Source organism: Bacillus sp. FSL K6-1012 (assembly GCF_037964915.1).
Taxonomy (GTDB): domain Bacteria; phylum Bacillota; class Bacilli; order Bacillales; family Bacillaceae; genus Bacillus; species Bacillus halotolerans.
Map to the genome: position 1 here is coordinate 3,681,273 of NZ_CP150175.1, position 14,087 is coordinate 3,695,359.

General features: G+C 41.3%; 10 protein-coding genes. 1 reads left to right on the forward strand and 9 read right to left on the reverse strand.

What is annotated here, in order from left to right; genetic code table 11:
- Positions 1 to 21 precede the first annotated feature (21 nt).
- The 7 genes from NSS75_RS19105 to NSS75_RS19135 form a co-directional block, all read right to left on the reverse strand.
- Positions 22 to 1,191 carry a glycosyltransferase family 4 protein gene (locus NSS75_RS19105; RefSeq protein ID WP_339234464.1) on the reverse strand — a complete coding sequence of 390 codons (1,170 nt, stop codon included), beginning with the start codon at positions 1,189 to 1,191 and terminating at the stop codon, positions 22 to 24.
- Entirely contained in the window at positions 1,188 to 2,639 is a 1,452-nt protein-coding gene (locus NSS75_RS19110) for an MOP flippase family protein (RefSeq protein WP_095712899.1), read from the reverse strand. Before NSS75_RS19110 ends, NSS75_RS19105 begins: the two co-directional genes overlap by 4 nt.
- 49 nt (positions 2,640 to 2,688) lie before the next feature.
- The gene (locus tag NSS75_RS19115) at positions 2,689 to 3,345 is read right to left on the reverse strand and encodes a sugar transferase (protein WP_024123040.1); all 657 of its coding nucleotides are present in this window, start codon (positions 3,343 to 3,345) and stop codon (positions 2,689 to 2,691) included.
- Positions 3,346 to 3,579: 234 nt separating this feature from the next.
- Positions 3,580 to 5,487: a glycosyltransferase family 2 protein gene (locus NSS75_RS19120; protein WP_284559819.1), complete on the reverse strand. Its 1,908-nt coding sequence runs from the start codon at positions 5,485 to 5,487 to the stop codon at positions 3,580 to 3,582.
- A gap of 213 nt (positions 5,488 to 5,700) precedes the next feature.
- Positions 5,701 to 7,188, reverse strand: a complete 1,488-nt coding sequence (locus NSS75_RS19125) for an N-acetylmuramoyl-L-alanine amidase (protein ID WP_326323967.1) — start codon at positions 7,186 to 7,188, stop codon at positions 5,701 to 5,703.
- Positions 7,189 to 7,277: 89 nt separating this feature from the next.
- Positions 7,278 to 9,431: a SpoIID/LytB domain-containing protein gene (locus NSS75_RS19130; RefSeq protein WP_106019643.1), complete on the reverse strand. Its 2,154-nt coding sequence runs from the start codon at positions 9,429 to 9,431 to the stop codon at positions 7,278 to 7,280.
- 27 nt (positions 9,432 to 9,458) lie between these two features.
- A complete protein-coding gene (locus tag NSS75_RS19135; RefSeq protein ID WP_105954028.1) occupies positions 9,459 to 9,782 on the reverse strand; it encodes a hypothetical protein in 324 nt (107 codons plus the stop codon).
- 213 nt (positions 9,783 to 9,995) lie between these two features.
- Between NSS75_RS19135 and NSS75_RS19140 the strand changes: the two genes are divergently transcribed.
- Positions 9,996 to 10,916 carry a LytR family transcriptional regulator gene (locus tag NSS75_RS19140; RefSeq protein WP_059353638.1) on the forward strand — a complete coding sequence of 307 codons (921 nt, stop codon included), beginning with the start codon at positions 9,996 to 9,998 and terminating at the stop codon, positions 10,914 to 10,916.
- Positions 10,917 to 10,956: 40 nt separating this feature from the next.
- On the opposite strand, the gene wecB is transcribed toward NSS75_RS19140, so the two are convergent.
- Together wecB and NSS75_RS19150 are read right to left on the reverse strand one after the other, a co-directional pair.
- The gene (gene wecB, locus NSS75_RS19145; RefSeq protein WP_326323965.1) at positions 10,957 to 12,099 is read right to left on the reverse strand and encodes a UDP-N-acetylglucosamine 2-epimerase (non-hydrolyzing); all 1,143 of its coding nucleotides are present in this window, start codon (positions 12,097 to 12,099) and stop codon (positions 10,957 to 10,959) included.
- Positions 12,100 to 12,121: 22 nt separating this feature from the next.
- Positions 12,122 to 14,032 carry a glycosyltransferase gene (locus tag NSS75_RS19150; RefSeq protein ID WP_339234475.1) on the reverse strand — a complete coding sequence of 637 codons (1,911 nt, stop codon included), beginning with the start codon at positions 14,030 to 14,032 and terminating at the stop codon, positions 12,122 to 12,124.
- Positions 14,033 to 14,087 lie beyond the last annotated feature (55 nt).

A 14,087-nucleotide genomic window follows, 5' to 3' on the forward strand; every position in this document is an offset into this window, starting at 1 on the left:
ATTGGTCGCAGTTACTTACGATTAAACAGGTGTTTTCAGAACCATCTGATACTGATCATACAGCGCCCTGGCATTTTTCCCGGCGTCATATTGAGTGTGAATGATTTGATATAATTCATCTGCCACTTCCGGCTGCCATATTTGATCTTGTGCGTATAAAGAGATCGTGTTTGCTAAGGCTTGAGCTGATTTCGGTTCAATCAGCAAATGCCGGTGCTTTCCGAATAATGAAGCCACTCCACCGACATCTGTACAGATGACAGGAACCCGCAGTGCCAGCGCCTCGATCACAACAGTCGGCATTCCTTCGCTATAAGAAGGGAGTACAAACATATCTGCGGCGAGCAAATACTCTCTCACCCTGTGATTCGGCACTTGGCCTGTTACAATATGTCCCTTTTGCATCAGCAAAGATTTTGCGGGGCCGTCTCCCACAAAAACAGCTCGAGGCGCTTCCTCCATCATCTCAATGGCTTCTGACAATTCAAAAATGCCTTTTTCCTTAACGAGCCTGCCCACATAGACAGCAAGGCGATGGTCAAGCGGGAGCCCGAGGTTTTTTCTGATTTCTTCTTTTGTCTGATCATTTTCCTGAAAACGGCTGAGCTGTATGCCGATCGGTAAAACCGTACTGTCAAAGCCGGAAAGTTTTTTGGTTTCTTCCTGAAGCTTTTCGCTGACTGCAAGAACTGCGGATGCGGAACTAACCGCAGTTTTGAAGGCTTTAAACGCGCCTTTGCTGTAGTGAGGATAGACATTCACATCACTGCCATGCAAAGTTAAAATATACGGAATCCCGATTGTCTTTGACACGACTGCCGCAGCCCCGCCCGACGGCATAGCAAAGTGCGCATGGATCAGATCAGGGTTCAAATCATGCTGTTTAATGGTTTTTAAAACAGCTGCCCCAATGCGCCGGTGTGGCTGAGCCCATTTCAGCTGGCCGGGAACAGCGGGATAGAAAGGCCGGTAAACCGGGATTCCTTTCCGTATCTCATATTCTGGTCTGGCATCCTTTTTTCGGTATGCCTTTTTCAGCATACGGACAGGCGCAGGGTGAAAAGGTCTTGGGCATATCACGGTGATATCCAGCCCGAGCTTCAGCAACTCTTGCACCTGTGTTTCATGAAACACACCCTCGCCGGGTTTCAGACTGCTTGGATATACGCTTGTGATCCACAAAATCTTCATGACAAACGTCCTTTTCTTAGTAGTTTGCTTTTCATCTGAGGGTACGCTTTACCCAAAAGAAAGAGATAGCAGAGCGCCCCGGCCGCCACTGAAATTGCCAGCCTCATTTCCGCCTGCAAGCTGAAGCGTTCTGTTCCTAAACTCGCGCCGAACGCGATAACGGCCATACCCGCTGTGATCAGAAACGGCTTCATAACGGCTTTAAAATAAGCTGAAAGATTGAGCTTAATGACATATGCCAGCAGCCAGCGACCGATTAGAAAATTGAAAACGCTGATGACGGCATATACCCAAGCGACAGTCAGAAGATTGCCCGTCTGAACAGCTGCAAACAGCGACAAACCATACAGCAGCATGACGCCGGAGTCCCAATAAAAAGCCAAATCCGCTCTTCCTTTAGCAAGAAGCACAGAACCATTCGGATTCATCAGCACCCTGAGTATCCCGACGATGGCAAGAACATTCAGAACAGGGACAGCAGCAAGCCATTTTTCTCCGAAAACAGCTGCGATAAAGGCGTCTGATACGGATACGAGCCCGATTAACAGCGGGAACGATACAAGCGCAAGCATTTTTGTCATATTCAGAAAGCCTTCTCTGATCACGCTGTTTTCGTATTTGTTTTTGGCGAAAATGGGAAACGCGACCCGCGTCACAATCGGATTAATTTTCAAAACCGGAATGGTGACAATCTGGTAGGCAAGATTATAAATGCCCAGCGCTTCGGCACCGATAAACCGGCCGATTAAGATCATATCGATGTTCGCTCCCAGCCTGTTCACAAGACGGGATGAAAGCTGAAAGGCTCCAAAGGAGAAGAACTCCTTCATTCCCCTTAGATCAAAAACAAAGGATGGGCGCCATTTTTTTTGGTATACAGCCCAGAATAGAATCCCTTTACTGGACTGCAGCAGCACCTGAGAAACCACGTACGCCAAAATCGCATCCGTCATAAAAACCGCTATCGCTAAATATCCGAAGGACAATACATTTGAAAAAATCTCTATTTTGCTTAACGTATTAAATTGCAGCTCCTTCTGCAGCATATACTGGTACTGCTGTCCGATCGGAGCTACCAAAAACATAATCCCCAAAATCCTGATGAGAAACACAAGCTCTTCTCTTTGATAAAATCCCGCAATGACGGGACTGCACACATATAAAAGCACAAACAGCAAAATGCCGGTCATAATGTTCAGCCAATACAATGTTGACAGCTGGCGCTCCGTGGCGTCATCTCTTTGAATTAACGCGGCGCCAAATCCCATATCAAGCACAATCTGGGCGAATATTGTAACCGTTGTGATCATGCCGACGAGTCCAAATTCCGTTAAGGTCATCATATTTCCAAGCAAGGCAAACTGAACGATTTGAATGATTGTAATACAGATTGTTGAAACACTTGTCCACTTTGCGCCGCTCATGATTTGTTTTGTAATACTTGGCATCATATTCCCTACTTCTTTTTAAGCTCAGTTTGATGGCGAATGCAGATGTTTATCTTGCACCATCACCTGTCAAGACTACTTTACAAGTTTTTAACATAATTTTTAATTCCAACATGAAAGTCAGATTGCGAATGTAATATAAATCAAATATAAGCTTTTCCTTCGGCGTCATGTCGTAACCGCCGTTCACCTGCGCCCAGCCGCTCAATCCCGGTTTGACAGCCAGACGCTGTGTAAACCCCGGAATCTCATTCTGGAACTTTTCCGTAAACACTGGACGTTCCGGGCGAGGTCCAATCATGCTCATATCGCCTTTCAGCACATTAAACAGCTGAGGAAGCTCGTCAATTCGCGTTCTTCTGATAAATGCTCCAATTCGTGTCACCCGCGGATCCTGCTTCTGCGCCCAAACTGCCCCAGACTTCTCGGCATCTATTTTCATGGAACGAAGCTTATAAAGCTTAAAAGGTTTCCCGCCTTTTCCTACACGCTCCTGCGTATAGATGGCAGGCCCCGGCGTCTCCAAACAAATCAATATTGAAAATACCGCAATCATTGGCAGCGCAACTACCAATCCAATCAGCGCAAACCAAATATCCATCACGCGCTTTACTGCCAAATAACGAGCCGTTTTTTCTGATAATGCAAATGATGCTTGCTGCACTGAGAATTCGCGACTCACATTCATGCTTTTTTCTGCACCCACTGACACACACCTCACGATTTGTTTGGGATGTTATGATGACCTATGCCAGTCAGTTTAGCAGACGGATGTTAATTGGTTGTAAATGGATTGTTAAGAAGTGTGAATTTGTTATTTTTTCTGACATTTCTTTGTTAACTTTTTATTGTTTTTGACACTTTTTTTAAAAACTAAGCATTTTGTATAAAAAAAGAGACAAACCGTTTTACATCGATTTGTCTCTTCAATAGAAGCATTTTAATATTGAAAGTAAAATTTTGATTTAGAGGTTGTCAGCTTGTATTGAACCTCAACCGTTTTTCTAAAAAACAACATAAAGCTTTGTTCCGCGTTCTTTTTATCTAGGATAATCGCTTGATTATCCTCTTTTGCACTGATTTTATTATTTGATGTATTTATCGCAAATTCAACTAATCGCTGGTCTTTTTTAACATTAGACAATTGGTCAAGCAAACCCTGAATATTTATCGTTAATTTAGTGCTATCAGGCTCTAAATCAACACGTTTTATCGGCAATGAGATTTCAGACTGGCCGGTATTTACAATAATTTTCGAATGATTTGGCAGACAGATTTGTTTACCGCTAAAAATAAATGATAAATCTTTTGTTTCTGCTTCATAAGAAAGTTCAGCTTCTGTATAGGCATGTTTCTTTATATCAATCGAAAGATTATCATAATTCATTGTAAAATATGGTCTGGCGCTATAGACAAACAAAGCATTATGACCCAGATACATAGCTTTTGTTGAATATTTGTAAGAAGCTCGATTATTCCCTACTCTTGCTCTAAGTTTGTAGCTGTCTACTGATGATTCAATGAAGAAATCCCAAACTCCTAAATCTTCTTCAGCAGATGCAATCTCATCAAACAGACATTCAAATGCAAATGTTGAATTATCAAATGAAACTGGCGAAATATACTTCTCCGCCTTAGTATTGCGATGAACAAATACGCCAGTAAGAGATTGGTTTTTGTTCGTTTCATCATCCAACAATTTGTGTTTAATTGTTCCTTGAATGCTGAGCATACGGTCACTAAATTCAATATTCTTCAGATAATGTTCAAGTTTGTTTTTATAATTTACTTTTAATAGCTCTTCAGAAACTTGATAACGCTCTAAGCTAGGGTAACGTGCAATAAGATTACCTTCATGCACCGTACAGAACTTTTTGATGTCTTGTTCCTCACGCTCATACTGGGTTAATCCTTGTAAATCATTATTCCGAATAAACAGAAGCCGTAATTTGATATGCGGTAATACAAACTGATCAGCCTCTTCAGGGACTGCATGAATAAATGATGAGAGATATTGAAACCATTCTGCTCTTTCTTTCTCATTTTTCATTTTGATCGTGACATTTTTTGTCCGAGAGAAATCGAAATGCCTATTTAAAAATACTGCCATCAGCTTAATTTTTCTCTCTTCTTCCAAATCACTTGCTTTGATTGCAGAGATAATATCTTCCATTGCTCCATAAAAATTTTCTGGAGGAACATAAGCAACACTCATATGTTCGCCGTCTCTTTTGACCAGATAGTAATAATCATAGTCAGCTGAAACAGATATCTTCTTTGCTTTCAGATAAGCATTCATCGTGAAGACTTGATCCTCTGCTGCTTTTATGTGAGTAGGAAACGTTAAGTGATTCTCTTTTAAAAGTGAAGCTTTAAATAGTTTTTGAGGTCCAAGGGTAAACACGATTTTGGAATCAACCAAATCAACATCCGGATTTGTTTCCTTAAACATCGATTTCGGTACTCCTCTTCCGTTTATCCCTTTTAATTTTCCTAAAGTAATATCAGATTGATTCTCTTTTGAAAAATTATACCATCTCAACAATGCTTCACTGCCTAAATAATCATCGGAATCAACAAATAAAATGTACTCACCTTTGGCAATTTTTATTGCGTCATTCCGCGGAGCACCTGGTCCGCCTGAGTTTTCCGTTCTTTCAACAACAACAATGTTTTCATATTTCTGTTTATATTGATTCAATATGTCTAAAGACGAATCCGTAGATTTATCATCGACACATATAATCTCATAATCCTCTTTAGGCATTGTTTGATTAACTAAGCTGTCAAGACATTCAGAAATAAGATCTTCAGAATTATATACAGGTATAGCAATGCTTATTTTCATCGATTACCTCACTACCCTACTGGGTCAGAATAAATATTTTGATTCATTTCATTATAGCAAAAACAAATATCAAAAAAAATATACCTAAGTTTAAATTATGTTAAACTTTTACAAGGTAGGCTCATTTCAAATTCATTTTACCGTATAAAAAAGCTTGCCAGCAATTCCTGATAGGTTTGCCGACAAGCCGTATCCAAGTAAGTACTTATCTTTCTAGTAATAGCCGATAATTCCCTCATATATCGCTTGCGCTGCTTTTTCTTGGTATAAAGCACTCTTTAACTTACTAGCGTCATTTGCATTTGATATGAATGCCAGCTCCACTAAACTGCTTGGCATCGTCGACTCTCTGATCACATGGAAGTTTCCGATTTTCACGCCGCGGTTTTGAGTATTCAGCGCTTTATAGAGCCGGTTTTGTATTTCTGTCGCAAGGCGTTTACTGTTGTCTGACTCATACTTTGTATAATAGTATGTTTCTGTTCCAGTAGCAGCCGGGCTCGCTGAATTGGAGTGAATACTTACAAACAGGTTAGCATTGTTGCTTTTGGCTTTTGCAACACGTTCAGAAAGCTCTAAGAATACGTCCGTTGATCTGGCCATAATCGGTATAGCTCCGCCTTTAGAAAGTTTGCTGTTTACGAGCTTTGCAACGGCAAGGTTAACGTCTTTCTCCTTTAATCCGTTCCCGACCGCTCCGCTGTCGTATCCTCCGTGTCCAGCATCTACAAATACCTTTTTACCTACCATTACATTTTTAAGCTGGTTGACAACATTTGTTGTAACTGAAATGGTTCCCCCAAGTACAGTGAACGTATTCTTGCTATTTGACCCGATGGCTGCTCTTGTAGCAGTCGGCAGTGAACCGGCATCCGTAAATAACATCGGACGATTTTGCTTGGCCGCCAGGACAGAACCCGCTAAAGCATCGGCATATGTATAGCCATTGCTGACAAAAGCGGCTTTTGATGAAGAATAATACTTTTTCGCTATGTTTGCAGCGACCTCGAAACGGCTGTTTCCGCCGATTCTTGTTGGAGAAGGAAGCTGGCTGTAAACACTTTTTGAGACACTGATTTCACCACCGACCACTATAGTCGATGACGTTCCTTTACTGCTCATCGCATTTTTTGTCGGTGTCGGAATTGAGCTTGCCGTTGTTAACAAAATCGGAATTCCATTGCGTGCAGCATAAGAACCGATTGCCAGACTGTCAGCATATGCCGTTCCATTTGCGATGACTGCTTTAGAATTTGAAGACAATTTCTTAGAGATATTTTGGGCAACCTCATAGCGGCTTCTTCCGCCAATACGTTCCACTGTGGAAACACCCAGGTTTTTCATTTCACTTACAACATTGTTGGAAACACTGATCGTTCCGCCAATTACGATGACCTTGCTCGGTTTGAGCTGGCTGATTCTGTTTTTAGTCGGCGCAGTCAGTTTAGATGATTCAGTTAATAGAATAGGAGCATTGTATTTATAAGCCAGAGGAGCTGCAGTTAATACATCGGCATAGGCTGTTCCGTTCGCCACAACAACTGTGCCCGCGCTGCTCCAGCCTTGTTTTGAAACATTCACAGCAACTTCATATCTGCTTGCTCCATCCAATCTTGTGACAGAATTGGCCGCAAAAGCACTTGGTACAAACAACACGACTCCCAATATCAGGATTGGTATGCTTTTAAGAAAGATCCGCAAAGATAGTCCCTCCAAAGATTGATAATGATTCATACATCAAATAACGAACGAAGGAGGCAGCAGCGCCTCCCTGAACTTCTATCAATCTTTTAATAGCTTGATAGAGTCGTTCCCGGATAGTAAAAACTTAAAATCGTTGTATATGATTGCCCGGCAGCAGCTCTGGCATTGGCCCCGTACTGACTCATGCCTATACCGTGTCCGTAACCTTTACCGCTAATGATAAAAGCACTTGTATTGCTTGAGACAGACGCATATGTACTCTTCATATTTGAAGCGCCAAGCATTGTTCTAAGCTGTGTCGTCGGTACAGAAATTGTCGCTGTTTTTTCACTCAAACTTCCATTCGAAAGGATGTAACCATTTGATTTCTCTTTTGCGAAATATGAAAATGTTACATCTGCTGTTTCCGGACGCTGGCCGGCTGTTTTTGCCGTGCTGAATTTCACACTGGAAATTTTCGTGATTTTGATAGACTCGGCATTGCTGTATTTATTTTTAATAAACCAGCTTTTCAAACCGCTTAAATAGGCAGAGTTTGTTTCATTTTTAGAGTTCCACCACGATCCCGGGCTTTTTAGATTCAGACTGCTTTTATCCAGCTGGGTTTTGTTTAATGACAGGGACCAGCTGATTTGCGGGTCGTACGTATCTTTTTTGGCGATTAAATAAGGAAGCTGGCTGCTCCAGACCTCGCTACTCGCTTCTGTATATCCGCCGTTACTTGATGAATACGTAGCTGAAATCAAATTCCCATTGTATTTCAAGACTTTTCCTCTTGTGGATTCTACCACTTCAGAAGTCTTCGAATTCCAGTCATAGCCGCCGTATACCTGAAAAGCAGTAGTATCCTTCACTTCTTTTCCGGCCGAGCTGATGGAATAGGTTCTCGCTGCGACAGCTTGAGCCTTTAGCGCCTCTTTCTGCCAGCTTGCCGGCATTTCGTGCGGAACAACACCCTTTAAATAATCCTCAAAAGGGATATCCACGTTGATCGGGCGAACGTACTTACCGGACTCAATCGTAAATTTCATGTTTCCGAGATACGGCGTTCCATTCAAGCTAATAGAATTTGTTGTTGCGTATTTTTTAGGCTTTGCGGTAAAAGAAGTACCTAAAGTTTTAATGGCAGTGCTGTTTTTATAGAGTACTAGGTTCCCGCCGGACAATTTAACTGAATACCCTGTCCCCGCAAAGGTATCAGCCAGGTTATTTTTCAGCGAATCACTGATGGAGATGCTTCCTCCAAGCAGAGCAAATGACTGTGTCCCTTTTTCCGCCACTACATCAGCGACTGGTGACGGCAGGCTGCCGGATTCAACAAGCAATAAAGGACTTCCCTGCTTTGCTGCAAGCACAGACCCCGTCAATGCATCCGCAAAGGTTTGGCCGTTCGACAAGAAAACCTTTGTTGCTTTCATATTTAATTCTTTTACGATATTGGCAGATACTTGATAACGGGAAACCCCGCCAATCCGTTTCACAGTCGCTTGTTTTTTTAATGTGGTTTCCACGCCAGTGCTGACACTCAACGGACCGCCGACGATTGTAACCTTGCTCGGAATTTTATAATCGCTGCGGATGTTATTGTCTCCCGCAAGTAATATCGGATAACCGTTCATTGCAGCATATGGCGCAATTGACAGGGCGTCTGTAAAGACCATGCCGGTTGCCACTACAGCTTGACTGTAATTCCCCATGCGGTCGGCGATGTTTTTAGAAACCTCATAACGGGTAGCCCCGCCAATCCGATCAATAGAACCATATTTTTTCAATGTGTTTTCTACATTTTTAGAAACGCTTATTGTCCCGCCAATAATGAGGATATTATCAGGGTTTAATTTCGCAATTTCGCTTTCTGTTTTAGGTGTTAAAGAATTCGCATCTGTTAACAGAATCGGAGCATCGTATTTTTTAGCCAGCGGTGTTGCTGAGAGCGCATCCGCAAAGGCATCTCGGTTCACAATGACTACAGTTGTAGGGTTTGTCCAGCCCGCTGAAGCAACATTATTGGCAACATCAAAACGAGTAGCTCCCCCATACCGCTCTGTATCTGCAATTCTTGAACCAGAGATCTCATAACCGCCTGTTATATCCACATCCAGACTTGACTTACTGCCTACATAATTACTCAGCTTTACCGAAATGGTTTTATCAGCGGCTTTTGCAGACTGCATAAATGCCGGACATGCAAAAGCCGCTGCAGTGACTGACGATAGAAGCAAAAGCTTCATTTTTTTCAAAACATGTAAACCCCCTAAGAAGTTAAATTACTTCGTCTCTAAATCTTTAAGCTCTAGGACGCCATTTGTTCCTTTAGTATATTTGACAACAACTTTTTGTCCTTCTGAAATGCTGTTCATTTTGTCCTGAAGGTCTGAACCAACCTGAATCGAAGTTTCTTTACCATCAATAGTGACTGCAATCGTATGGCTGTCTGCTAAACCGGCAAACGTGCCTTCCTTCGTTACAGTCTCTTCAGCAGCCGAATCCTGGCTTTCTGAATTTGTCTCTGAACCTGTTTTGTTCTCAGCTGTGCCACAGGCAGATAAAAGAAGCAGCATTGAGAACATTAAAATAGCGATTTTTTTCATTCCTATATCACCTCTCCTCTTTTTATCGACAATTTTAAGCTTATTTTAAGATTTCTTTCAAAACAACGAAAATTTTTTGCGGATTTTCTTAAATTACCGAAACATTTGTTACAAGCCGTCGTCTATTGTAAAGAACCAGACAAATTTTAGTTGTTTTCAAATATTAAGAAACTTATAATCGAACTAGATTACAAAAAAGTGAGGACATTATTTATGAGAGTTGAAAAAAGAAAGAAAAAGAGAAAGGTTTTACTTGTCATTTTAACCATACTGGCAGTGTTCGTCCTCTGTACAGGCGGTTATGCATACTACTTATGGCATAAAGCCGCTTCAACCGTGGCAAGTATTCATGAAAGTATTGATAAATCCAAAAAGAGGGATACAGAGGTTAATATCAATAAAAAAGACCCGTTTTCTGTTTTAATTATGGGGGTGGATGAACGTTCCGGCGATAAAGGACGCGCCGATACACTCATTTATATGACCGTTAACCCAAAAACGAACACCACAGATATGGTCAGTATTCCCCGTGATACGTATACAAAAATTATCGGAAAAGGCACGATGGATAAAATCAACCATTCGTACGCATATGGCGGCACACAAATGACAGTTGACACGGTTGAGAACTTCCTCGATGTTCCGGTCGATTATTTTGTAAAAGTCAACATGGAAAGCTTTAGAGACGTGGTTGATACACTCGGCGGCATCACAGTTAACAGCACATTTGCGTTCAGCTATGACGGTTATTCATTCGGCAAAGGAGAAATCACACTGAACGGAAAAGAAGCATTGGCGTATACACGAATGAGAAAAGAAGATCCAAGAGGAGATTTCGGACGTCAGGACCGTCAGCGCCAAGTGATCGAAGGAATCATTAACAAAGGGGCAAATATTTCTTCCGTTACAAAGTTTGGAGATATGTTTAAGGTCGTTGAAAATAATGTGAAAACCAATTTGACGTTTGATAATATGTGGGATATCCAGTCCGATTACAAAGGCGCCCGAAAACATATCAAGCAGCACGAACTGAAAGGCGAAGGCACAAGAATCAATGACGTCTATTACTATAAAGCAGATGAGAGCGAGCTAGCTGACATCACAAATGAACTGAAAGAAAGCTTAGAAAGCTAAAACAAAAAGAAGCTTCGCACCTATGTGCAAAGCTTCTTTTTTATTTACCCGTAAAAGAGTCCGGATGTTCATTCCGATATCCGTAGTGAAACAGCAATTCCTCTACAATCCGGCGGGAGGCCTGTCCATCACCATACGGATTTGAAGCATAGGACATTTTCTGATACTCATCGGCGTCAGTTAAGAGCTCTTTTGCAAGCTGATAAATGTTCTCCTCATTTGTCCCCGCAAGTTTAAGCGTCCCTGCTTCCACTCCTTCAGGGCGCTCCGTCGTATCACGAAGCACAAGAACCGGTTTCCCGAGCGATGGCGCTTCTTCCTGCACTCCGCCGGAATCAGTCAAAATGAAATGGGATTTTGCCGCAAAGTTATGGAAGTCAATCACTTCTAAAGGCTCAATCAGATGCACTCTGTCAGAGTCGCCAAAATGCTTTTGAGCCGCTTCCCGGACAACAGGGTTAAGGTGCACAGGGTAAACAACCTGTACATCATTATATTCCTCTACAATTCTGCGGATGGCCTTAAACATGTTTTCCATCGGCTCACCTAAGTTTTCACGGCGATGAGCGGTCAGCAAAATCATCTTATCCTCACCAACCTGGTCAAGGACAGGGTGTGAATAACCTTCCCTAACTGTTGTGCGAAGCGCGTCAATCGCTGTATTGCCCGTTACAAAAATAGAATCGGCCTTTTTGTTTTCTTTTAACAAGTTGTCTCTTGCCTGTCCTGTCGGTGCAAAATGCAAATCAGCAATAGCACCGGTCATTTGGCGGTTGAGCTCTTCCGGAAACGGAGAATATTTATTGCCTGTGCGAAGACCGGCCTCCACATGCCCGACAGCAATTTGATGATAAAACGCGGCAAGGCTTCCGGCAAATGTCGTCGTCGTATCACCGTGGACAAGCACAATATCAGGCTTGAAGTCTTTAAACAGCTCGTCCAATTTCACAAGTGCATTTGACGTAATTTCTGCCAGCGTCTGCCGCTCCTTCATAATGTTCAAATCGAAATCAGGCTTAATCCGAAACGCTTCAAGCACCTGATCCAGCATTTGTCTGTGCTGGGCAGTCACCGTTACATAGGACTCTATTTCAGGGTATTTTTTTAATTCAAGCACGAGCGGCGCCATCTTTATCGCTTCCGGCCTGGTTCCGAAGACGGTCATGACTTTTAGTTTTTTCATAATTGTCACCTGGTTTCTTTGTTTAACGGGCTGTTAGATAGAATTTGGATTGGTCTGATTGTATAAATAGATCTACTTTCTTTCTTATTTTAAAACACCATAGTTTTTTTTCAATATTTTTACTGCAAAAATACACGCTGACATCCTTTTTAGGAACCAGTACAGTTTGGTATGAATTTATTGATAAAACGATATCTGTGCTTTGTAAATAAGATGGGACAAATTTTTGTTCAACTAAGTTTCGGTCAACTTGTATAACCGTCCCCTCAGCCGAACTTATTTGTTTTTTTATAGGAATTAAGAACTCTTGTTTATTACATTCAAGCAACAATAAAGATTGCTTTGGGAAAAACAACTGGCTCCCAGGGAAAATGAATGTTAAATACTGGTCAGAATCATGATTTCGAAATTCGACTTTCAGCATCTCTTGTTTTTTTATCTCTACTGACAAATTATCAAATGTCTTTGTAAAGTACGGCCTTGCGCTGTATGCATATTTTCCGTTATTTCCAATATATTTAGCATGTTTAGAATAGGGGTACTTTTCTCTGCTGTTGCCGATTCTGGCACGTTTTTTGTACCCATCAATATCCGACTCGATAAAGAAATCCCATACGCCAATATCCCCTTCATTGACAGCTAAATCAGTAAACTTCGTGAGGAATTCAAACTCGCCATCCTTTGAATACACCGGAGATATGATTTTTTCAATTTTTCTTTCACGATGAACCCAAATACCTGATAATTTTTGCAGAGATTGATACTCTGGTTTTAAAGCTGTATGAGTAACTGATCCTTTTATTGAAAAAGAATTGTTCTTGATTTGAAATTTGCTCACGTAATGACTGATCTTGTTTCTGTCATCAATGACAAGTTCATCCTCAGATAAGTGATACGGCACTATACTAGGATAGTTTGCGATGATATGCCCGTTTTTAACAGCCGTAAATTGAATCATATTCTCTTTATCAGATTCGAATTGCTTTAAACCCTTTAGGTCATTATTACGTACAAAATATAATTTTAAACGTGTATGCGAATGAACAAGCTTATCAATTTCCCGCGGAATATTTCGCTCAACAAAATGATGCAGCTCCGTCATCCACTCTAGCTGTTCCTGTTCATCCTCAATTGTTATGGTAAAGTCCGTAGTTCTGGAAAAGTCAAAATGGCGATTTAAAAACTTCGCCATAAATTTCATTTTATCGGTACGAGAAAGACGGCTCTCATGAATCATATCAATGATGACTTTCATAGCACCGTAATAGTCTTGAGGTGCAACATATGCAAATGTCATATGCTCGCCGTCATGCTGTACAGCATAGTAATAATCATAATCGCCAAGAACAGAAATCTTGTCTGCTTTTAAATAAGCTTTCATGACAAAAACCTGATCCTCTGTTGCCTGTATATTAGAGGGAAACATTATGTCATATTTTCTGAGCAGTGAAACTTTAAAAAGCTTCGTCGGGCCAATTGAGTAGACAAGCGGTGATTTTATCAGATCAGCTTCAGCTTTCGATTCCTTAAAAATTGCTTGCGGCACTGGTCTGCCGTTTACACCAACCATTTTCCCAAGCACGATGTCCGAATCATGAACCTTTGCAAACTGATACATTCTTTCAAAGGTTTCAATTCCGAGATAATCATCAGAATCGATAAAAAATATATATTCACCGCTGGCCGCACGAATTGCCTGATTTCTTGGTTCTCCCGGTCCACCCGAGTTTTTTTCTCTCTCAATAACCTTTATATTAGGATACTGTTCACCGTATTTTTTTAGTATCGAAACCGTGCCATCTTGAGAACAATCATCTATACAAATAATTTCGTATTCATCATTCGGCATGGTTTGTTGAACAAGACTATCCAGGCAGCGGGATATAAAATGTTCTGAGTTGTATGTGGGTACTGCTGCAGTAATTTTCAACATTACACCTCTATCCTTATCCGCTCTTTTTTTATAGAAAGCTCATATAGTGAACAAA